The organism is Dyadobacter subterraneus (assembly GCF_015221875.1).
Taxonomy (GTDB): Bacteria; Bacteroidota; Bacteroidia; order Cytophagales; family Spirosomataceae; genus Dyadobacter; species Dyadobacter subterraneus.
Map to the genome: position 1 here is coordinate 1 of NZ_JACYGY010000002.1, position 22840 is coordinate 22840.

Annotated in this window: 15 protein-coding genes and 1 rRNA gene; 10 read left to right on the forward strand and 6 right to left on the reverse strand. The window is 40.0% G+C overall.

All coding sequences use genetic code 11. From position 1 onward, the window contains the following. Window positions 1–120 (reverse strand): 16S ribosomal RNA (locus IEE83_RS25260); the annotation flags it as partial. Between the two features lie 1032 nt (window positions 121–1152). After that, window positions 1153–3597: a ribonucleoside-diphosphate reductase subunit alpha gene (locus IEE83_RS25265; protein ID WP_194123565.1), complete on the reverse strand. Its 2445-nt coding sequence runs from the start codon at window positions 3595–3597 to the stop codon at window positions 1153–1155. A 452-nt stretch (window positions 3598–4049) separates the two neighbouring features. Here IEE83_RS25265 and IEE83_RS25270 point away from each other — a divergent pair, with 452 nt between their 5' ends. The 7 genes from IEE83_RS25270 (at window position 4050) to hemC (ending at window position 10254) form a co-directional block, all read left to right on the forward strand. Beyond that, window positions 4050–4964 carry a sugar phosphate isomerase/epimerase family protein gene (locus IEE83_RS25270; protein ID WP_194123566.1) on the forward strand — a complete coding sequence of 305 codons (915 nt, stop codon included), beginning with the start codon at window positions 4050–4052 and terminating at the stop codon, window positions 4962–4964. 132 nt (window positions 4965–5096) lie between these two features. Continuing rightward, window positions 5097–5348 (forward strand): type B 50S ribosomal protein L31, encoded by a 252-nt coding sequence (locus IEE83_RS25275; RefSeq protein WP_194123567.1) that lies wholly within the window; start codon window positions 5097–5099, stop codon window positions 5346–5348. Window positions 5349–5473: 125 nt separating this feature from the next. After that, complete coding sequence (locus tag IEE83_RS25280; RefSeq protein ID WP_194124809.1) at window positions 5474–6664, forward strand: putative sugar nucleotidyl transferase; 1191 nt, start codon at window positions 5474–5476, stop codon at window positions 6662–6664. Window positions 6665–6702: 38 nt separating this feature from the next. After that, window positions 6703–7821 (forward strand): DNA polymerase III subunit delta', encoded by a 1119-nt coding sequence (gene holB / locus IEE83_RS25285; RefSeq protein ID WP_194123568.1) that lies wholly within the window; start codon window positions 6703–6705, stop codon window positions 7819–7821. After that, entirely contained in the window at window positions 7818–8312 is a 495-nt protein-coding gene (locus tag IEE83_RS25290; protein ID WP_194123569.1) for an ATP-dependent zinc protease family protein, read from the forward strand. The genes holB and IEE83_RS25290 overlap by 4 nt, the downstream gene beginning before the upstream one ends. 6 nt (window positions 8313–8318) lie before the next feature. Then, window positions 8319–9221, forward strand: coding sequence for a 30S ribosomal protein S6--L-glutamate ligase (gene rimK / locus IEE83_RS25295; protein WP_194123570.1), 903 nt, complete (start codon window positions 8319–8321; stop codon window positions 9219–9221). A 100-nt stretch (window positions 9222–9321) separates the two neighbouring features. Then, a complete protein-coding gene (gene hemC, locus IEE83_RS25300) occupies window positions 9322–10254 on the forward strand; it encodes a hydroxymethylbilane synthase (protein WP_194123571.1) in 933 nt (310 codons plus the stop codon). Window positions 10255–10330: 76 nt separating this feature from the next. Here hemC and IEE83_RS25305 read toward each other — a convergent pair whose 3' ends face one another. Beyond that, window positions 10331–13336: a TonB-dependent receptor gene (locus IEE83_RS25305; RefSeq protein WP_310588586.1), complete on the reverse strand. Its 3006-nt coding sequence runs from the start codon at window positions 13334–13336 to the stop codon at window positions 10331–10333. Between the two features lie 375 nt (window positions 13337–13711). On the opposite strand from IEE83_RS25305, the gene IEE83_RS25310 reads away from it, so the two are divergent. Together IEE83_RS25310 and IEE83_RS25315 are read left to right on the forward strand one after the other, a co-directional pair. Then, complete coding sequence (locus IEE83_RS25310) at window positions 13712–14782, forward strand: sensor histidine kinase (RefSeq protein ID WP_194123572.1); 1071 nt, start codon at window positions 13712–13714, stop codon at window positions 14780–14782. Beyond that, the gene (locus IEE83_RS25315) at window positions 14779–15513 is read left to right on the forward strand and encodes a LytR/AlgR family response regulator transcription factor (RefSeq protein WP_194123573.1); all 735 of its coding nucleotides are present in this window, start codon (window positions 14779–14781) and stop codon (window positions 15511–15513) included. Before IEE83_RS25310 ends, IEE83_RS25315 begins: the two co-directional genes overlap by 4 nt. Before the next feature lie 37 nt (window positions 15514–15550). Here IEE83_RS25315 and IEE83_RS25320 read toward each other — a convergent pair whose 3' ends face one another. The 3 genes from IEE83_RS25320 to uvrA all read right to left on the reverse strand — a co-directional run bounded on the left by IEE83_RS25320 (window position 15551) and on the right by uvrA (window position 19182). Beyond that, window positions 15551–15940, reverse strand: coding sequence for a type II toxin-antitoxin system VapC family toxin (locus IEE83_RS25320; RefSeq protein ID WP_310588587.1), 390 nt, complete (start codon window positions 15938–15940; stop codon window positions 15551–15553). Then, complete coding sequence (locus IEE83_RS25325; protein WP_194123574.1) at window positions 15937–16194, reverse strand: DUF6364 family protein; 258 nt, start codon at window positions 16192–16194, stop codon at window positions 15937–15939. Before IEE83_RS25325 ends, IEE83_RS25320 begins: the two co-directional genes overlap by 4 nt. Before the next feature lie 132 nt (window positions 16195–16326). Further along, window positions 16327–19182 carry an excinuclease ABC subunit UvrA gene (uvrA, locus tag IEE83_RS25330; protein ID WP_194123575.1) on the reverse strand — a complete coding sequence of 952 codons (2856 nt, stop codon included), beginning with the start codon at window positions 19180–19182 and terminating at the stop codon, window positions 16327–16329. A gap of 317 nt (window positions 19183–19499) precedes the next feature. Between uvrA and IEE83_RS25335 the strand changes: the two genes are divergently transcribed. Continuing rightward, on the forward strand, window positions 19500–22817 hold the full coding sequence (locus IEE83_RS25335) for a SusC/RagA family TonB-linked outer membrane protein (protein WP_194123576.1): 3318 nt from the start codon (window positions 19500–19502) through the stop codon (window positions 22815–22817). Window positions 22818–22840: the final 23 nt, after the last annotated feature.

The following is a 22840-nucleotide window of genomic DNA, read 5'->3' on the forward strand; positions in this document are numbered from 1 at the left end:
GAAGGTAGGTTGCATACGCGTTACGCACCCGTACGACGGTGACATTGCTGCCCCCTCGCCTTGCATGTATTAAGCCTGCCGCTAGCGTTCATCCTGAGCCAGGATCAAACTCTCCATTGTAAATTTTGTTTTGTGGTAACCCCGAAAGATCCCACGTTATCTTCTTAAACGAACTATCTTGTTACTCTCTTCATCATGTCAAAGAACTGTGCTCCGCATCTTCCGAAACTTGTCGCGCTGATCGTTTTCAGCGCCGTACTACCCGATTGGGAGTGCAAAAGTGCAGCCTTTTTTTTTAACACGCAAGTGCAAAGACAAATTATTTCAAAATCTTTTTTGAAATAATTTGTAAGAAGCTCAAAATGAGGAAAATCCACCCCAAAGTTTTTTTGAAGTTTTTTTGGGGCGATAGGTTGGGAAAGTAAAACAGGTTAGAAAAGCACTTAAAGAGATTGCTCGTTCCCGGCATCGTTGGGATAAAGGATCATTTAATACTGGACATGGCAGAAGAAAACAATCGGAGCTTTCAGGGAGGAGCCATTTACTCGTAGTTTTTACACTACTATAATAAGGAAATGGAAAATGGTTTTACAGATTATTAGTTTCACAGATTGTTCACAGGTGGCTCCTATGGAGTCGGAAAAATTGCAATGGGTAATTTCTGGCTAGAAACAGGGAGCTCCGATGGAGCTTGATAATTCAGAATTTATTGAAAGGATAGTGATACAGCAGGAAAATTGAAAGTAAACCCGAAAGAAAATATGGCTAAAAGTACTCTTATATTAAACTACCTCCTATACCTAATTATCTTTCTGATTTTGAATGTCCCGCTTAAGACGAATTCTTTTAGTTATATAATGATCACAAATCATAACCATAAATAATATCAGCCCAATCCATAACAGATTCTTACTACCCACCCAGTTTTGATAAGAGAATAGTGCTCCAAGTGCCAGCAAAGAAACCGTTGTAAGCATTAATATTGCCCGAAGAACTGTTAAGTATGTTTTCATCATATGGCTAATTTTAATTCAATACCCCCAATTTAGATACTGATCAGATTTCAATACCAAATTATATCAGCATCCGTTAAAACAAAACGGGCTCTCAATTAAAACTGAGAGCCCGTTCATTATATTGTATTTTACCAGATCAAGATCCGCATGCCTCACATCCTTCCGGATCATCTAGCGAACACTGCATGTCTGCGCGGCTATCACGAGGTGCTGCCGGTTTTGTATGATCTTCGGCATACTGAACGTAATTAAGCGCTTTTTCCGCAACCACTTCTGTAACCGGTTCGATTTGTGCTTCTGCTTGCTTGCCCAATGTGAATTGAACAGGGGCAGAGGCTGCACGAGTACGTAGATAATACATACCTGTTTTCAAGCCGCTTTTCCAGGCATGAAAATGCATTGAAGTCAGTTTACCAAAATTCGGTTCTTCAAGGAAAATATTCAGTGACTGCGACTGGCAGATAAATGCACCACGGTCAGCAGACATATCCAGAATACTTCTTTGCTTAATTTCCCAGGCTGTTTTATAAAGGTCCTTAATGTTCTGAGGAATATTTGGAATCGCCTGAACTGACCCGCTGGCACGAACCAGGTTATTTTTCATTTCCTCATCCCAAAGACCAAGTCTCACAAGATCCTTCAAGAGGTATTTGTTCACAACCACAAACTCTCCTGAAAGAACCCGTCGTACATATATATTGGAAGTAAATGGTTCGAAACATTCATTGTTACCCAGAATCTGGCTTGTAGAAGCTGTTGGCATAGGAGCAAGCAACAAAGAATTTCTTACACCATTCTGGATTACTTCTTTTCTTAGTTTACCCCAGTCCCAACGCTGACTTTCTGGTTTAACACCCCACATGTCAAATTGGAAAATACCTTGTGAAATCGGACTTCCCTCCCAGCTTTGATATGGACCGTGAAGTTTTGCCAACTCCATAGAAGATTCCATTGCACCATAATAAATGGTTTCGAAGATATCTTTATTTAATTGACGCGCTTCTTCCGAATCAAAAGGCATCCGCATCATACAGAAAGCATCTGCCAAACCTTGAATCCCAATACCGATCGGACGATGTCTTTTGTTACTATTTTCAGCTTCCGGAACAGGATAATAGTTAAGATCAATAATCTTGTTCAGGTTGCGGGTGATCACTTTTGTGATCTCATATAATTTCTGGTGATCGAAACGGTAAAAACCGTCCGCTTTCATTTCAACAAATTTCGGTAATGCGATCGAAGCCAGGTTACAAACCGCTACTTCATCAGGAGCTGTATACTCCATGATTTCTGTACAAAGGTTCGAAGACTTGATCGTACCCAGATTTTTCTGGTTTGATTTCGAGTTCGCGTGATCTTTGTACAACATATAAGGCGTACCCGTTTCAATTTGCGATTCAAGAATTGCAAACCAAAGATCCTGCGCTTTTATCGTTTTACGTGCTTTTCCTTCAAGCTCGTATCTTTCGTAAAGTTTTTCAAATTCTTCACTGTGCGTATCAGATAATCCGGGACACTCATGCGGACAGAATAATGACCAGGTGTCATTCGCTTCCACACGTTTCATGAACAAATCCGGAATCCACATAGCGTAGAAAAGATCACGTGCGCGTTGTTCTTCCTTACCATGATTTTTTCTTAAATCAAGGAAATCAAAAACATCAGCATGCCATGGTTCCATATATATTGCAAAAGAACCTTTACGTTTTCCACCGCCCTGATCAACATAACGCGCCGTATCATTAAATACACGAAGCATCGGCACGATACCATTTGACATTCCATTGGTACCTTTAATATACGAACCTGTCGCACGTACATTGTGAATGCTCAAACCAATACCACCGGCAGATTGAGAAATCAAGGCACATTGCTTTAACGTATCATAAATACCTTCAATACTATCCTCCTTCATTGTTAAAAGGAAACAAGAAGACATTTGTGGTTTTGGCGTTCCTGCATTAAACAATGTAGGCGTTGCATGCGTAAACCATTTTTCAGAAAGCAAATGGTATGTTTCAACCGCCGCCTGAACATCGTCCTGATGAATACCAACTGCAACACGCATCAGCATTTGTTGGGGACGTTCAACGATTTTACCGTCTACCTTTAATAAGTAAGATTTTTCAAGCGTTTTGTAACCGAAATAATCATAAGCATAATCCCGGTCATATATAATAGTAGAATCAAGTAATGAAGCATTTTGACGAATTACTTCGTAAACTTCCTTGGAAATCAACGAGGCATTTTCACCCGTTTTGCTGTCAACATACGTGTAAAGACGTTTCATTGTCGCCGAAAACGACTTCAATGTGTTTTTGTGAAGGTTTGAGATCGCAATCCGGGCTGCTAAAATAGCGTAGTCAGGATGCTTGGTAGTCATGGAAGCAGCGGTTTCCGCAGCAAGATTATCCAGTTCGGCCGTCGTAACGCCATCGTAGATTCCGGATACAACCTTTTTAGCTACCTCTATCGGCTGGATGTAATTGTTATCGAGGCCATAGCTCAGCTTCTCAATACGGGCAGTCACTTTGTCGAATTTTACCGACTCACGGCGACCGTCACGCTTTATTACGTACATGGACATGTCAAATATTTTCTGAGGTGAAAGATTTAAAGAATGTTAATGAATTTTGGGAGGGATCTGAAAAAAATTTCCATGAAATACGTGAAAATAAATCGAAAGTGCAACTGGGTTTTACGCTTTTTAAAGCACAAATTTCAACATCCAAGTTTAACAAATTGTTAAAATTCTCGTAACAAGTGATTTAAGCAAAAAAACAGACGGAAAAGATTTTAAAAAAAAACTTTTTTCAATTTTCCTAAAAAATTTGCAAACTTTTTTTTAACCAACCTAATTTAAACAAGAAATGAAAGTTAGTATAACAATTGATATTCAATTAATTATAAAAAATTTACTTAACGGCAAATTTTAAAATTTGTAAACTTTTTTAAAAACGCGGGTAAATTTCTCTACATATTACTTTAACTATTTCAACTACTTGCATTTCTTCTAACTTACACTTTAATCAAATGGATCAGCCTGAAAAGCCTCAATCAAGAAGGAATTTTTTGAAACAAACCGCAGGTATTTCTGCCGGTTTGATCATAGGTGCGGAGACACTTGTACAAGCTAGCGATTTTTCTGAAATATCTTCAAAGTTTTCGTTGCCTCTGGGTGTTTATGCATCCTATGAAAAGGCCGACTTATTGAAACAATATGGCTGCTCGTACATAGAGGAATCTGTTGGTGGATTTCTTATTCCGAAAGATGGGGATTTGCAGTATGCCAAAAATCTCCAGCAATTGAAAGACGACAAATTCCCAATCCGTTCCTATGTTATCCTTTTGCCAGGACAACTAAAAACATTGGGCCCGGATGCAAATCATGAAGCCATTTTACAACGAACCGATCTTGCTTTGAAACGTGCGAAAGAATGCGGATCAAAATATATTGTATTTGGCAGCGGCGCGTCCAGGATTATTCCGGAAGGATTTGATCGTGACAAGGCAAAAGCACAGCATATTGAACTAAGTAAAAAAATGGCGCCGCTTGCGGAAAAGTATGGAGTCAAAATTGCGTTGGAACCTCTAAATCGCGGAGAAACTAATTTTATAAACAGTTTGGCGGAAGGCGTTGAAATTATTGACGCTGTTAATAGCCCGTCGTTTCAATTGCTTTGCGACATTTTCCATATGTCAAAAGAAGACGAGCCGGCAGACCAGATTGTGAAATACGGAAAGCATATTGTGCATTGCCATATTGCCGAAAAAAAGGACCGCACACCGCCCGGTGTTGCGGGAGATGATTTCAGACCCTATTTAAGTGCTTTGAAAAAAATAAAATATAAAGGCGGACTTTCTATTGAATGTTTTGTTTATCAGGACTTCGATAGTCAGTCGAAAAAAGGTATTGAAGTACTTCAAAAGCAGATTAGCGAGGTCTGATTTTGAATAATTTAGACTCATCGCATAGATATTGAGAAAGATAACTCAGATTTGCTTGGTTTAATAGATAAGAATTTTTACTTTTGCAATCCTTTTTGAGAATTGTATAGAAACACATAATTGCATATACCAATGAAAAATGATATTCATCCCAATTACAGAGAAGTAGTATTCTGGGATCTATCCAGCGACGACAAGTTTATTACACGCTCTACAATCGAAACCAGCGAAAACATTACCTGGGAAGATGGAACAGTTTATCCTGTTTACAAAGTGGAGGTTTCTTCTAAGTCTCACCCATTCTATACAGGTAAAAATGTACTTGTTGATACAGCGGGACGTGTTGATAAATTCAGAAAACGTTACGGTACAAAAGAAGCTTAATCTTATTAAAGGATTAACAGTCGTAAAGAAAGCAGTCTCAAAGCGAAAGCGATCAGAGACTGCTTTCTTTTTTTGTCGGTACCAAAAAAATGGCCGAACTTTGGCGATACATACTAAAACTGAATATGCGTAGTATCATCCTGTTCGACGATCCAGTAATTAGATTACAATTATTGCCTTTTACATACACCAGACCGGTTGCAGGAATTCGCTGTGGAATCCGGACTATTGCTGAAAAATGGAGTGAATGGTTTCAAACCGATATTTCCTATCAAACGGAATCATATCTTGCTCATCGTTTTCCAATTAAAAAATCCGAAGACAACTTATATATTAATGGAGCGCTTTGCCCGGATGCTTCATTTCTTGCGGCGATTGAAAAACTTGCTCCGGAATCTGTTCTTTTATCAAAAGAAAATGAAATTCTTGCTGTAAGAACTTCTTCAACGGAATGGTCGCCAACCGAAAAACCTGATAAACTGGTCAGTCAGATATATAATGAACCAGTAATTATTATTCGTCAGATCTGGGATATATTCTTAAATAATGGCGCACAGATAAAAGCTGATTTTGCCAGAATAACTTCCTCAAAGAAATCAGAGAAAATTACCGATCCTTTCACACATTGCTATAATCCTGAAAATATATTTATTGAAGAAGGCGCGGTAATCAAAGCTGCTATATTAAATGCGGAAAACGGACCGATTTATATTGGAAAAAATGCTTCTATTCAAGAAGGCGCTACTATCCAGGGTCCTTTTGCGATTGGAGAAAGTTCGGTTCTGGCACAAGGAGCTAAGATACGTCCTAATACTACCGTCGGACCGTTTTGTAAAGTGGGTGGCGAAGTGAGTAACTGTGTTATCTTTGGATATAGTAACAAAGGCCACGACGGATATTTGGGAAATTCGGTATTGGGCGAATGGTGTAATCTGGGCGCAAATACCAATAACTCGAATTTGAAAAATGACCATACCGCTGTAAAAATTCATAGCTACGTAACTGGAAAACTGGAAAGTTCCGGTTTGCTTTTTTGCGGATTATTTATGGGAGACTATTCCAAAGCCGGAATTTCTACCATGTTTAATACCGGAACGGTTGTTGGCGTAAGTGTAAATGTTTTTGGAGCCGGTTTTCAATCCAAACATGTTCCTTCTTTTTCCTGGGGTGGAAATGCGGAAGGATTAACTGAATATCGTTTTGACAAAGCTGTTGCGGTTGCAAAAGATACTGTTAACCGGCGTGGTGTGACATTTGATGAGTCCGACGAGAATATAATGAAACAGGTTTTTGATCAAACACAAAATCAGCGTTAACATTATAGAATTAAAAAATAGATTAACCCAAAACCAACGTGCTTTTTAAAGACATTCCAGGACTGGCGCCTATTAAATCTACATTGATTCGTTCTGTGCAAACAAGCCATTTGGCCCATGCATTGCTGTTCGATGGTGCAAGCGGAGGCGGAGGATTGGCATTGGCACTGGCATTTGCGACCTATATAAATTGTGAAAACCGGAGCGAGGAAGATGCCTGTGGCGTTTGTGCTTCCTGCGCAAAAATGAATAAATTAATCCACCCGGATTTCCATTCTATTTTTCCGATTGCTACTTCTAAAAAGATAAGCGGAAATACCAGTGAAGCTTTTCTACCACTTTGGCGTACATTTTTGCTCGAAACGCCTTACCGAGTTTTACCTGAATGGCTGGATTTTATAACTGCTGAAAACAAGCAGGGAAACATTTCAGTGGAAGAAGCCAGGGGAATCCTAAAAAAACTTTCTGTTAAATCTTACGAGGGAGAATATAAAATTCTCTTAATATGGAAGCCGGAAATCATGAATGCTTCTTCGGCAAATGCATTGCTGAAAATTCTTGAAGAGCCGCCATATAAAACACTTTTCCTGTTGGTAAGTGACCAATCTGACCGATTGTTGACTACCATCATTTCAAGAACACAACGCGTTGCCGTTCCTGCTTTTTCGGATGAAGAAGTTCGTCAGTTTTTGAAACAACAATCTATCAGTGAGGCCGTAGCAAACCAGATTACTTATCTTTGTGATGGAAATTTATCTGAAGCGCTGCGTCTTGTTAATGAAACTTCTGATGACCGGTCTGCGTGGTTTGCTGAATGGATGCGGTATTGTTACAGATACGACGTGGCTAGCCTTGTAAGACTGGCTGATGCTTTTGATGGTATGAACAAAGAAAAGCAAAAAGGGCTTTTCGAATATGCTCTAAGGCTTTTCCGTGATATGCTGGTATGGAGCCAGGGAGCTGCGGAGCTATTGCGGGTTCCGCAGGAAGAACTTACTTTCGTGCAGAATTTTTCAAAAGCAGTTAATTTCGACGCTTTGGAAAATATGGTTCAGGAAGTGAACGTTGCTTATTACCACATAGAACGAAACGTCAGGGCAAAAATGGTTTTTCTTGATTTATCATTGACTATTGCGCCATTTTTTCAACGCAGATGAAAAAAAAAATTGAGCTTATCGGCGCAACCGATATTGTAGATTTACCAGAACTTGGATGGTATCACGTTCCCGTTCGCGTTGATTCGGGAGCAACCACTTCCGCCATTCATTGTGCACGTGTGAGACTGATCAAAGAAGGTGAACATGAAAGATTATGTTTTTACCTTGATGCAAAAAGAGGGGCGCCTGAACAATCTTTTACTGTGAGCGATTTCAAGGAAACCGTTGTCAGAAATTCTTCCGGAAAGGAGGAAAAACGATATGTAATTAAAACGCAGATCACCATTTTCGGCAGAAAAATACGTACCGAGTTTTCATTAGCTAACCGTAAAAAGATGAGCTATCCGATATTGCTCGGAAGAAAATTACTAAAAGGGCGTTTTATCGTTGACGTATCACAAAAAGATCTTTCCGCCAAACAAAATGCTGACAAAATCAGGCACAAAAAGAATCCTGATACTGAGGCCAACCCTACTCGCTTAATCCACTAGATTTATATGAAAATCGCCGTATTATCCACCAATCCTGACCTTTACTCAACGAAGCGTCTGGTGGAGGCAATCAAAAAGAAAGGTCACCAGGCTGTGGTTATTGACCACGTCAAGTGCTTTGTCATGATTGAAGGAGGAAAACCAACTGTCATTTATAAAGGAAAAGCGATAAAAGGAATCGATGCGATCATTCCAAGAATCGGGACTTCCGTGAATGCTTTTGGCTGTGCTGTTGTGAGACAGTTTGAATTGATGAAAGTTTTTACAACCGTAAAATCTCAGGCGATTTTGCGGTCGCGTGATAAATTGCGCAGTATGCAGGTACTTGCGAAATCGGGCGTAGATATTCCAAAAACTGTTTTTGCCAAAAATCCTGCCCAGGTTACCGAGCTGATCAATATGGTAGGCGGCCCTCCGGTTGTTATCAAATTGCTGGAAGGGACTCAGGGAGTTGGCGTAGTATTGGCGGAAACAACCAAAGCTGCCAAATCCACGATTGAAGCTTTCTACGGATTACGTGCCAATTTCCTCATCCAGGAATTTATAGCCGAATCCAAAGGTGCAGACATTCGTGCTTTTGTGATTGGAAATAAAGTGGTCGCAGCAATGAAACGTCAGGGACATGAAGGTGATTTCCGTTCCAATCTGCACCGTGGCGGTGAAGGTTTTGCCGTGGAATTATCGCCGGAAGAAGAACGTACCGCTATCGCAGCTGCCAAAGCATTAGGTGTAAGAATTGCCGGAGTTGATTTATTACAATCAGAACGCGGACCGTTGGTGATGGAAGTAAATTCTTCACCCGGATTAAAAGGTATCGAGGAAATCAGCGGGATCGATGTTGCCTCTTTGATTGTTGCCTATATTGAAGAGAAAATTATTACGGATGAAGGGGATACGGTTGGGGTTTAGAAAATAAATTGTAACGCTTAAATTTGTCTCGATAAATTAGACGATCTGTCTTAAACAATAAATAAGCTAACAGCCAAAAGCTAACAGCTAAAAAAGAATCATGCATATTAAAATAGGAACACGCGGTAGTAAATTGGCTCTTTGGCAGGCATATTATGTTGAAGATCTGCTCCAAAAAGGAGGTGTTACTACCGAAATCGTTATTATAGAGACAAAAGGTGATAAAATACTGGATCGCTCTTTATCTAAAATAGGAAGCAAAGGCGTTTTCACACAGGAACTGGAAGATCAGCTTAGAAGCGGTGATATTGATATCGCTGTGCACAGTGCAAAAGATCTTCAATCGCATTTGGATGATGATTTTGAATTAATTGCTTTCACAGAAAGAGAACATGCCAATGATGTTTTGGTAAGCCATAATACAACTCTTTCCCTTGGCAGCGGAGAACCTTTTGTAGTCGGAACTTCATCCACCAGAAGAATTGCTGTTCTGAAACATTATTATCCCCATATCAAAATCGTTGATATGCGTGGCAATTTGCAAACACGTTTTCGTAAGCTTGAAGAAGGACAATGTGATGCTTTGCTTTTGGCTTATGCCGGCGTTCACCGCATGGAATATGACGGATCAATTGCTGAACATTTGCTGCTTGACGAATTTACACCTGCCGTTGGACAGGGAAGTGTGGCCATAGAAAATTCAGTTTCTCTCTCGCAGGAGAAAAAAGATACTTTAAAAAAATTGCTTAATCATGAACAGACAGAAATCTGTTTAAGGACTGAAAGAGCATTTTTGAAACGTTTACAAGGCGGTTGCAGTATCCCTGTTTTTGCTTTGGCGATTTTAAACCATGATGAAATCACAATTTCAGGCGGAATTATAAGTCTTGATGGTCAGGAATTAATCCGCCGTTCAGAAAGCGGATCAAGCGCATTCCCGGAAGAATTGGGTACTGCCCTGGCGGACGAATTACTTGAAGCCGGAGCTGACAGAATTTTAAAAGATATTAAGACACAAAACGGTACTTTGTAAAATTTATCGTTTTCAATAAAAGCAAAATCCCCGTTTGCGCCTGGCAAACGGGGATTTTTTTCATGAAGAGCCGATTCTAGTTTTTAATCGGAGGAACAGTTTCTGCGGGTTTCTTTGTACTATCTGCCGGCGTTGCAGGAACAATAACTGCCGGTTTTTTCTGCGTACTATCTGTCGTTCCGGCTGGAAGTACCATTACCGGTCTCTTTTGAGAAGTACTGTCTGCCGGTGTTGTAGGAGTAGAAATGACCGGTTTTGCCATTGTACTATCTGGCTTCACATTTGTGCTATCCATTGTTCCAAACTTGCCATCTGATTTTGGAAGTAAATCCATACCAGCCGGCGCAGTTGGTGTAATTGTAAGCGTGCTATCTGTTGAACCAGCAGGTTTCGCTCCCATTCTACGAGAGGTACTGTCGGCTGCTGTTTTTGGAGCCATACCAGTTTGTCCTTGCGGGCGGTTAAAACCTCCTTGCGGACGACCTGCTGCCCCTGGCGTAATAGCCGGTGTGACTGCTGGTACGGCCTGCTGGCCTCCACCTCCTCCTGCGTCATTTCCGCCACCATCACTTTTCTGGTCATCATTGCTAACCGATTTCCTTTTGCGTGGTTTTGTTTCCACAAAAGTCATCTTACCAAAACGGTATGAGAAGTTAAGGCGGAAACCACGGTTGTAACGATACATAGTACTAACCTGATCAAATGTTGCGGATGAAAGATCCGTTTTCATTTTCAAGGCACTGGTCAGGAAGTTTTCCATGGCCAAACCTAAACTTCCTCTTTTATTTTTGAAATCTTTCTTGATACCAAGGTCATACATTCTGAAACCACCTGCGGAACCTTGCAGCTGAACTTCTTTACCTCTTGCAAAACCACCACCCTGGATTCCCCAGCCACCTTTCAAGGTAACACCTGTACGGAAACGGCCACTAACAACGAAACCACTGTTATGTGATTGAAGTGCTGCCAACGGACTGTTATTTTTCAAATTCACGTAGTAGGCATCAAGTCCACCACCAACAGACCATATTTTGAATAGTGTAATATTACCAAAGATATTTCCACCATAGTTCTGCTTCTCTCCAATGTTACCGTACGTGGTAGTAATTACACCATTTTCATTAGTTGTACGAATGTTTTCAATCGAACCATTCGTAAAACGCGCAAAAGTCGATACGTTGAAATACAAACTATTTTTGAAAAAACTTGTCCCCAACTCAATCTGATCTGTTAATTCAGGTTTAAGATTAGGATTTCCTCTTGTAATATTTTGCGGGTTTGAAGCATTTGTGTTAGGATTCAGAAACTGAATACCCGGACGCTGTAAACGACGGTTATAGCCCAGCTTAATCGTTTGTCCTTTTCCAAAAGTTTTAGAAACATTCAAACTCGGAACAAGATTTCCATAGGAAGGCAAATTAAGATTTCCACCTTCTGCCTGTTTTGCATCAATTGTAGTGTATTCATAACGCGCTCCTCCCTTTACAGTAAATTTACTTTTCGTGGTCAGAGTATAAGATGCATAACCTGCTCCAACATTCTGATCATAATTAAGGCTACTTACAGAATCTTGTACATTGTTTGTGAAATAACTATAATTACTGATCACCTGACGGAAAATTCCTTTTCCACCGACTTCTAACAACTGGTTATCTTTAATCGGAGTTGCATAATCGATTTGAATCGTACTTTCCTGGTTCGAGCTCTTGTTATTATTACCCGACTGGCCTACAACTTCACCAATTACATTATTACTGTAAGAATACAAATCTGCATCATAATCATTTGTCCGGTTATTGCGGCTATACTGACCAAGGATGCTTAATTCCTGCTGTGGTTTGCTTAATGTTTTGATATAATCAACATTGATATCCCATGTTCCTGATAAATCTTTTACATCAACATCACGATAAGAAGATTTTGTAACACCGGCCTGTGTATTATTTGTCAAAATATTTTGCGGTGTAAGTGCATTTCTTAAACCGTAGCGAATACCCGCTGAAATTGTCGTGTTCTTATCAATTTCATAATCCATTCCCAGGTTATAAGAACCAAAAGCACCGTTATTCTTAGATTTCGTAATTTGTGAAACTGAGAAGCCATCACCTGTTTGCAAGTTATCTGTTCTTCCCGGCTGGTGATAGTTAAACCGGCCAAAACCTCCCAAATTGAAACCAAGTTTTCCAGTGCGGTAATTTCCTCTTAAACCTAAATTGGAACCACGGTTCCCAACACCCGTATCAAGATTCAGCGTTCCGCCTTGTATCGTACTCTTTTTAGTAATGATATTGATAATACCACCAGAACCTTCCGCATCATATTTTGCTGACGGCGAAGTAATTACCTCAACCGATTTGATCATATCCGCAGGAATTTGTTTCAACGCATCTGCAACGCTGGTCGCTACCATCGTTGATGGCTTGTTGTTGATCAAAACGCGAACATTCGAGTTTCCTCTAAGTGAGACGTTTCCGTCCAAATCCACCGTAAGCATCGGCACTTTCCGCATTACATCACTTGCGTCACCACCTTTACTTGTAATATCTTTTTCAGCATTATATACAAGGCGATCCACTTTCTCTTCAATCATTTGTGCCATACCTACAACCTGAACCTCATTCAGCTGAACGATGTCCGGCGAAAGTACAATCGAGCCAAGATCAAGATCTGTTTTCTTATCAATTTTGACTCCTTTAATGGTTTTTGTTTTGTAACCGATAAAAGAAATTAAAATCTTGAAACTTCCCGAAGCAACCTTGGTCATGCTAAAAACACCTTTTTCGTCGGTCGTAGTACCGTCAACGGGTGCGTTTGTTTTATCGTCTATAAGTGCCAATGCAGCAAATTCAACCGGATTTTTAGTAAGTGAATCCACTAAAATCCCTCTTATTTTTCCACTTCCTTTTGGTGCATCATCAAGTGTTCCCGGAATAGCAGCTTTTTGTCTGTCGCCACCGCGCTGAAAATCGCCGCCTCCGCCACCAGGACGGCCTCCGCCACCACCTCCTCCGCCACCAAATTGTGCAAATGCAGAAGTTGTGAGTCCCAGGATCAGTGCTAATAATGTAAATTGTTTCTTCATGTTCATGGTCATTGGGGCAATATATTGTGTATAAATCAAGTTCAAAATAAGTATCTATTAAACTGTAAAAAAAAGGCAATAGATGGAAAGCTAGGTAATACCGATCAAAAGGCATTTCTGGACGATGAGAGGGTAGCGAACACCGCTGGTTTGAAGGAAAGATTCCACAAACAGCTGTTTTTCATATTATTAAATAATTATTCCAGTATTTGATTTTCCCAATTCATGATTTCGCCAAATTCACTCATAGACGCTCTTAGCCTAACGGTCGATTTATAACATACTTTGATCGATTGGACTAGGCACTTTGATATTTTCACAGTAAGATTGTATCGTGATCGATTGATTTAATCAGCGCTGAATAAAAATATTTGCATGGATACTCCCACAGTTAAAAAATATCCCCCGTTCTTTTTACATCTCCTGGGCTGGAGTTTTCTGGCTTTGTTTCTAATGTGGCAGCCGCTTAGCTGGCAAATTCAGTTTCCAATTTCCTTCTGGATCAAGCAGGCCGTTTTATTCTCTCTCCTGATCGTTATATTTTATCTGAATGTATACTTCTGGTTTCCAAAATTTTTGGCTAAAAACCGGTATTGGCGTTTTATATTATTCAATATTGCGTCCGTGCTTATATTGGCTACAACTATGGAACAGGTCAAAATTTATATCAAACATAGTGAGCAGATGGACCGTGCCTTTAAATTAGCACGAGAGGCTAATGGCGATAAAAAAACGCATGACAAACTGGATTACTTTTCCATGCTTACGGCATTAATTATTATTGGAATTAGTACCAGCGTGGCCGCCGTCCAAAATGCAGAACGCGACAAACAATACAGACAAAATCTTGAACAGGAAAAAATAAATTCGGAATTATCGTTTCTGAAAGCGCAGATTAATCCGCATTTTTTCTTCAATACATTAAACAATATATACGCACTCACCGTAATTGACGTAGAAGCAGCCAGGGAGGCTTTGCATAAACTTTCGCGTATGATGCGCTACGTACTTTATGAAACCCAGCATGGTACTGTTTTATTAAGTCAGGAAATTGCTTTTGCTCAGGATTATATTCAGCTTATGCAATTGAGACTTACGGATAAAGTAACTGTGAGCCTGAAACCTCCGGTTCCGCTTCATGATGTTTCCATAGCGCCGATGCTGTTTTTACCTTTTATTGAAAATGCTTTCAAACATGGGGTGAGCGCTGTTCAGCCCAGTCATATTGATATCAAAATCTGGCAGGAAGGTCAAAAAGTTTATATTGATGTCCGTAATACTTTATTTACGGAAAAAAGGACATTGCTGGATGAGAGTAATGGAATTGGTCTTACCAATACACAAAGAAGGCTCGACTTACTTTATCCGGGAAAATACCAGCTCGATGTAAGTGAAAATACCAGCGAAAAAGAATTTGAAGTACATCTGGAACTGCAAACTGCATGAACGTATTACAATGCATCGCCGTAGATGATGAGCCTCTTGCACTGGGTTTGGTTTGTGCATTTATCAATAAAACCCCATTCCTGAATCTGGCTGGAAAATATTCCAGTGCCGTAGAAGCATTAGAAGCAATTCATGAACTTTCCGTCGACCTGATATTTCTGGACATACAAATGCCGGATCTTACTGGAATTGAACTGGCAAGAATTATTGAAAAATCAGGAAATCAGGGACCAAGGATTATTTTTACAACTGCATTCAATCAATTTGCACTGGACGGTTTTCGTGTTGATGCGCTGGATTATTTACTGAAACCTTTCAATTACGAAGAATTCCTGAAAGCCGCTACCAAGGGAAAAGCATATGTTGATCTGGTGCAAAGAGCTGCTAATGGCTCAGCACCAGAAATGAGGGAAGATTATTTATTTTTGAAAGTTGAATATCAGCTCGTAAGAATTGCCTACGACGATATTTTATATGTTGAAGGCTTGAAAGATTATGTCAAAGTCATCCTAAAATCTGATACGAAACCGATTCTTTCGCTTACCAGTCTTAAAGCTTTGGAAGAGAAATTACCGCCGGCAAAATTTATGCGGGTACATCGGTCGTTTATTGTCAACCTGGATAAAATCGGTGCGGTTACGAGAAATTCTATTCAGATTGGAAGTGTGACTATTCCGGTAAGTGACCAGTATAAGGAGAGTTTTAATCAGTTTTTGAGTAAGTGGATGTGAGGATTAAAATTATTTTTTCTTAATACTCGCTAAAAATTCATCCGGCGACTGGTAATTGTGATTCTTTAAAGTCTTTGATGTTTCTTGTGACAATAATATTACAATTTGCTTTCAAGGCATTAAAATATTGAATTGCATCTTCAAAGTCGGAGAAATTCGAATTTAATCCTTTCTCAATTATTTCATCGTCAAGCATTGCCACTTCTGAAATAATCTTAAATTTCCGAAGCTTATCACGAACTATATCAACACGATCAATCTTAGTCAATAAATAATTTATTGTCGTATACGATAAAGCAGAAGCAACCATTATTATTTCCCCCTTATCCGCAAGTGAAGTAATTTTCGCAATCGAATTGTAAAATGGGATCCTTTCAGACAGCAAATCCATTATTACATTTGTATCAAGGAATAATTTAGCTTTCACTTATATTTTTCTTCCAAGTGAGACCTATATTCCTTTTTGTCATCAAAATCAGGTGGTAATTTTGATCCTGATGACATACTTCTTACAAAAGGGGTTATTTCAATTTCTTCAATATTATCTGTATCACCTATTCCCGTTAAGGATTGTAAATAGGATTCTATAATTGCAGACAAACTTCGTTTGTGGGAAGCAGCATATTCCTTTGCTTTTTCAATAACAATTTTATCCAGCTTTAAGGTTAATTTCGTATCCATAACAATATCAAGTGTACGTGGAAATATAATAAATTGATACGTAAAAAAAACAGTCAGGTCTGAGCATTCATACTCAACCTGACTGCGCGATAAGTAGCTAAATTCTAACCGCTAATAACTAACGCCTAAAACTCATCCTTTCAATTCCTCTTTTAAGAAAAACCCGGTATAACTTCCTTTGACTTTCGAAACTTTTTCAGGCGTTCCCTCGGCAATAATTTTTCCTCCTAACGCCCCACCTTCCGGACCAAGATCAATTACGTAATCTGAGACTTTGACAACATCGAGATTATGTTCAATAATCAAAACCGTATTTCCTTTTTCAACAAGTTTGTCAAGAACCACCAGAAGATGTTTTATATCCTGAAAATGCAGACCGGTTGTCGGCTCATCCAAAATGTACAGCGTTTTACCGGTATCACGTTTTGACAATTCCTCAGACAATTTCACACGTTGTGCTTCACCACCTGAAAGTGTCGTAGCATGTTGGCCAAGTGTTATATACCCTAAACCTACGTCAAAAAGTGTTTGAACTTTTCTCAAAATCCGGGGCTGATTTTCAAAGAAATCCAGAGCCGTTTCAACCGTCATATCCAGAATATCCGCAACAGATTTTCCTTTAAATCGAACTTCCAAAGTTTCACGATTGAAACGTTTTCCTTTGCAGGTTTCACAGTTCACATGCACATCCGGAAGAAAATCCATTTCAATACGCTTCATTCCTGCACCTTCACAATCCTCACATCTTCCGCCTTTTACGTTGAAAGAAAAACGGCCAGGTTTGTAACCCCGGATTTTAGCTTCCGGCAATTCTGCAAAAAGTGTACGGATATCTGTGAAAAGATTGGTGTAAGTAGCCGGATTTGAACGTGGAGTTCGTCCGATTGGCGACTGATCAACTTCAATAACTTTATCAATATTTTCCAAACCTTCAATCGATTTATAAGCAAGCGGTTCTCTTCTTGACTTATAAAAATGATGGTTCAATAACGGAAAGAGTGTTTCGTGAATCAAAGATGATTTTCCACTTCCACTAACTCCCGTAACAGAAATCATCGTTCCCAAAGGAAATGCCATTGTCACATTTTTAAGGTTATGGCCTGTACATCCTCTTAATGAAAGATAATTTCCATTTCCTTTCCGACGAACTTTGGGAATTTCAATTTTTTGTCTTCCGCTCAAATAATCAGCGGTTGAAGAACCGTTTTTCAGAAATTCCTCAGGCGTTCCGGCACCTACTACATTTCCACCATGACGGCCTGCACCCGGACCAATATCAACAATATAATCGGAAGCAAGCATCATATCTTTATCATGCTCAACTACCAATACCGTATTGCCAAGATCACGCAGACTTTTCAAAGAATTGATAAGTCTGACATTATCCCGTTGATGAAGTCCGATACTCGGCTCATCCATAATATATAAAACTCCGGTAAGCTGTGTTCCAATTTGTGTTGCCAATCGGATACGCTGCGCTTCTCCACCCGAAAGGGTACGAAGGGCACGGTTCAAAGTCAGATAATCAAGGCCAACGTCCAATAAGAAACCAACCCGTTTCCGAATTTCTTTTAAAACCTCGTGACCAATGATTTTTTGTCTTTCTTCAAGCCGATCTTCAAGACCTTCCAGCCAGTTTGACAAATCACGTACATCACGATTTGACAAATCAGCAATATCTTTTCCGTCTACCTTGAAATGCAAAGATTCTTTTCTCAAACGCTTGCCATTACATTCCGGACAAGTATTGATGGTCATGAAATCTTTAAGCCAATCCTGGATTTTATCATTTCCGGTTTCCTGCTGACGTTTCAGGAAATTGATAATTCCATCAAATTTGGTATCCCATTCTGTTCCCGGATATTTTTTTGAAGGAACCGCCACAGGCTCCTCACTTCCATAAAGCACAACTTTTATTGCCTCTTCCGGAAATTTTTCGAGTGGTGTGGTAAGATTTACTTTGAAAGGTTTCAGCAAAACTTCCAGTTGTTTGAAAATCCAGGCTTCCCGATATTCTCCCATCGGTGCAATTCCACCCTTACTAATGGATAGAGAACGATCCGGCATGATGGAATCTTCCGTAATTTCTTCAACCAAACCTAATCCCTGGCAAGTAGGGCACCAGCCATAAGGCGAGTTGAACGAAAAGTTGTTGGGAGAAGGATCATCATAACTGATCCCCGATTCCGGATCCATCAGGTTTTGAGAGAAATAGTAGGTTTCTCCCTTTTCATCCAAAACCATCAAAGCACCTTTTCCCTGCTTGATTGCTGTTGCCACCGATTGGCTCAACCGGAATCTCGACTGCGGATCTTCCTTTTCAGTTTTTGGAACAACCCGGTCCACCACAATTTCAATATCATGAACCTTGTAACGATCCAGCTGCATTTTTGGAACAATATCCTGCACTTCTCCATCGACACGCACTTTGGTATAACCTAAGCGTGCAATCTGAACAAAAAGCTCACGGTAATGTCCTTTTCTTCCTTTTACGGCAGGCGCTAAGAGAATTGTTTTTTGTCCTAAAAACTGTGTCATTAGCTGGTTCACAATCTGATCCTGCGATTGCTTCACCATTTTTCTGCCTGTAACATAAGAATAAGCTTCGCCTGCTCTTGCGTATAGTAACCTCAGGAAGTCATAAATTTCTGTAACTGTTCCAACGGTTGAACGCGGATTTCGCGAAGTTGTTTTTTGTTCAATACTGATAACCGGCGACAATCCACTGATTTTATCCACATCCGGCCGCTCCATTTCTCCGATAAATCCACGGGCGTAAGCTGAAAAACTTTCCATATAACGCCTTTGACCTTCCGCATAAATCGTATCAAAAGCCAGGGAAGATTTACCACTGCCGCTGATTCCAGTCACCACGACCAGTTTATTCCGTGGAATATTGACATCAATATTTTTCAAATTATGCTCACGTGCGCCCTGTACTTCTATCAGGTCCTGCTCTGCGAGTTCAATTCCATTCAAATCTTTCAAAATGATCCTGTTGATTTATATCCGTGTAATGCTCTCCATAGATAACCACAAAAATAGTCGTTGAGTTGCAAAATCTCATCTGATTATTCATATGATTTAACATATTCCAAATTGTGTGAAAGCTAGAATTAGTACCGTTCGCAAACGTTTGCGGATTGAATATTTACAATGAAACGTATATAAGTAACCATTTATATATTAATATTAATTATAAAAATAATACCTTATATATAGCAACTTGTTATAAAGAATCAGTACTTTTAATATTATCTTGACAATAAGTAATACTTTTTTAACATCTAACAAAATCCCCACGTATGAAACAAAATTTACGATTCTTATTTCTTGCTGTTACCTTATTGCTTCTGGCAATATTTAGCAGTAGTATTGCCCAAGCCCAGGACAAACGCGTTACAGGTAAAGTTGTCTCCTCCACTGATAATATTGGTTTACCTGGTGTAAATGTCACCGTAAAAGGTACCACTACGGGTACCGTAACAGATGCGGACGGGAAATATGCGATTGACCTTAAAGGCACTGGTGCTACACTTGTATATTCTTCCATAGGTTTTGGCAAACAGGAAATTGTTGTCGGTACCAAATCTGTTATCGATGTCAGTCTGGTTGATGACATTAAAAACCTGAGTGAAGTAGTTGTAACCGGTTATGGTTCACAATCCAAAAAGGAAATTACCGGAGCGGTAGCCACTTTGGATGCCAAACAATTATTAAGCACACCATCTACCAACCTTGGACAGGCGCTTCAAGGAAAAGTACCGGGTGTGGTAATTGGTAATGAAAACAGCCCTGGAGGTGGTGTTTCTGTACGTATTCGTGGATTTGGAACCATCAATGACAACTCACCCCTATATGTTGTTGATGGCGTTCCTACGAAAGGTGTTGGGGCAAACGGTGTTTCCAATACTTTAAACACACTGAACCTTAACGATATAGAATCCATGCAGATTTTGAAAGATGCATCTGCTGCTTCCATTTATGGATCCCGTGCGGGTAATGGTGTTGTGATTATTACAACAAAAAGAGGAAAAGTTGGAAAACCGGTTTTTACTTATGACACTTACTATGGCACGCAACGTCCAGGTAAACTTCTGAGCATGCTGAACACGCAGCAATATGCTGATTTGACCTGGGAAGCCAGAACGAACACAATTAACCAGGCAAAAATGGTTGATGGTGCATTTCCTGCCGGAACATCCTTGACCTATCCTACGCATGCACAGTTTGGTAAAGGAGCTACACCTCAAATCCCGGATTACATTTTTCCTTCCGGAACTTATGAAGGTGATCCAAAAGTTGCCAAAAACCCGGATGGCACTTATATCAATTACAGCACGGATGTAAACTCTGCTGATTTCAATAAAACAAAATGGCTGATTACAAAGGCCAATAAAGAAGGAACAAACTGGCTTAAAGAAATTTATCAGCCAGCACCAATCCAAAATCACCAGATTGGAGTTTCTGGCGGAACAGAAAGCGGCCGTTATGCGATGTCTTTGAATTACTTCAATCAACAGGGTATCATGATCAACACAAGTTTCAAACGTTATACTTTACGTTCAAATACTGAATTTAATGTGACAAAACGTATTCGTGTAGGTCAGAATTTCCAGGTTGGTTATGCACAAAGAGTTGGGCAGCCAAACGGAAATAGCAACGAAAGTAACCCGACCACCTTTGCTTATCGCGTTCCGCCGATTGTTCCTGTTTATGATGTTGCCGGAAATTTTGCAGGAACACGTGGTACAGACATTGATAACTCGGTTAACCCGGTTTCTCTTTTGGTTAGAAATAAAGATAATAACCAAAACGAAGTTCGCTTGTTTGGTAATGCCTATGCAGAGGTTGATATCCTTAAAAATCTTACTGCAAAATCAAGCTTTGGTATTGACTACAACTTGTACAATTATCGTAACTACACGCCGAGAGATATTGAATCTGCGGAAGCAAGAAGTACTCAAAGTTTGACGACTACCAATAACTACGAATGGACTTGGACCTGGTACAACACATTGACTTACAACATTGTACTGAACAACATTCACAAATTCAACATCATTGCCGGTACTGAGTCTATCAAAAATTACTACGAAAACTTTGATGCGACACGTACTAACTTCCTGGTTGATGCATTGGATAACCGTTATCTGAGCGCTGGTACTGGTGTTCAAACCAACAACGGTGGTGCGGCAAACTGGCGACTGGCTTCTGAATTTGCACGTGCAAGTTATGGTTTGAAAAGCCGGTATTTATTTGATGCAACCATCCGTCGTGACCGTTCTTCAAGATTTGCCGCTGCTAACCGAGTTGCCTATTTCCCTGCTGTAAGTGGTGGATGGGTATTGTCTGAGGAAAATTTCGCTAAATCAACTGCGTCATGGTTGTCATATGCCAAACTTCGCGTTGGCTGGGGACAAACTGGTAACCAGGAAATTGGTAATTACAACTCGTTTACGCAATATGCCACAAACCCTGCGCTATCTTTCTATGACTTAAACGGAGCAAAAACTTCTGCAATCCCGGGATATGAATTGATCCAGTTTGGTAACGTGAAAGCAAAATGGGAAACCACAACTTCTACCAACTTAGGTTTGGACGCGGCTTTCTTCAAAGGGAAATTTGACCTGGCGTTAGACTGGTATACACGCACAACATCGGATATGTTGTTCCCGGTATCACCTCCTTTGACTGCTGGTGTGGCTGCTGCACCTTTCCAAAATATCGGTTCTATGAGAAACCGAGGTGTTGATCTTGGTTTGAACTACAATGGCGCAACGCTTGGTGGTGACCTGACTTATACCGTTGGAGCTAATGTAAGTACTTACCGTAACATGGTAACAAAAACCAATGGTGATCCTAATACCCAGTATTTTGGTATCAACGATGAGCGTATCCAGAACTTTGTTGTGACACAGCAAAATCACCCGATATCATCCTTCTTCGGTTACAAACATGACGGTATTTTCCAGACTGATGCAGAAGCAAAAGAAGCGCCAAAAAACAATCTTGGCGCAAATGAAAACAGAGCTGGTCGTTTCAAATTTGTTGATGTTAACGGTGATGGCGTAATTGATACAAAAGATTTGAGCATCATTGGTAATCCTCACCCGAAATTCACTTATGGTCTTAATGTCAATGTGAATTATAAAAACTTCGGACTAGCTTTATTCGGAGCCGGTGTGCAGGGTAATGAGATCTTCAACTACGTAAAATACTGGACTGATTTCCCTACTTTCTTCGGTAACAAAAGTACACGCATGCTGAACGAATCATGGAGACCTGGCAAAACTGACGCGATCCTTCCTCAGCTGAATTCGAGCGATCAGGTTAGTATTCTTCCTTCTGACTATTATTTGGAAAAAGGTTCTTATTTCCGTTTCAAAAATATTCAGCTGACTTATTCTTTACCAAAAAGTATTGCTTCAAAACTTGGACTCGGACCTTGCCGCATTTATGTTCAGGGCCAAAACCTGATCACCATTACGAAGTATTCAGGAATGGATCCGGAAATCAATTTACGTAACTACGGTGCCGGTAACGACAGACAGATTGGTGTTGACGGCGGATCGTATCCGGCTTCAAAACAGTATATCGTTGGACTAAACGTAAGTTTTTAATCACCTGACCTTAGCAAAACTTT

Excerpts from the sequence above, each read along its gene's own strand:
- IEE83_RS25265 (WP_194123565.1), bottom strand. The coding sequence starts at position 3,597 with ATGTACGTAATAAAGCGTGACGGTCGCCGTGAGTCGGTAAAATTCGAC.
- IEE83_RS25270 (WP_194123566.1), top strand. The coding sequence starts at position 4,050 with ATGGATCAGCCTGAAAAGCCTCAATCAAGAAGGAATTTTTTGAAACAA.
- IEE83_RS25275 (WP_194123567.1), top strand. The coding sequence starts at position 5,097 with ATGAAAAATGATATTCATCCCAATTACAGAGAAGTAGTATTCTGGGAT.
- IEE83_RS25280 (WP_194124809.1), top strand. The coding sequence starts at position 5,474 with ATGCGTAGTATCATCCTGTTCGACGATCCAGTAATTAGATTACAATTA.
- IEE83_RS25290 (WP_194123569.1), top strand. The coding sequence starts at position 7,818 with ATGAAAAAAAAAATTGAGCTTATCGGCGCAACCGATATTGTAGATTTA.
- rimK (WP_194123570.1), top strand. The coding sequence starts at position 8,319 with ATGAAAATCGCCGTATTATCCACCAATCCTGACCTTTACTCAACGAAG.
- hemC (WP_194123571.1), top strand. The coding sequence starts at position 9,322 with ATGCATATTAAAATAGGAACACGCGGTAGTAAATTGGCTCTTTGGCAG.
- IEE83_RS25305 (WP_310588586.1), bottom strand. The coding sequence starts at position 13,336 with ATGAAGAAACAATTTACATTATTAGCACTGATCCTGGGACTCACAACT.
- IEE83_RS25310 (WP_194123572.1), top strand. The coding sequence starts at position 13,712 with ATGGATACTCCCACAGTTAAAAAATATCCCCCGTTCTTTTTACATCTC.
- IEE83_RS25315 (WP_194123573.1), top strand. The coding sequence starts at position 14,779 with ATGAACGTATTACAATGCATCGCCGTAGATGATGAGCCTCTTGCACTG.
- IEE83_RS25325 (WP_194123574.1), bottom strand. The coding sequence starts at position 16,194 with ATGGATACGAAATTAACCTTAAAGCTGGATAAAATTGTTATTGAAAAA.
- IEE83_RS25335 (WP_194123576.1), top strand. The coding sequence starts at position 19,500 with ATGAAACAAAATTTACGATTCTTATTTCTTGCTGTTACCTTATTGCTT.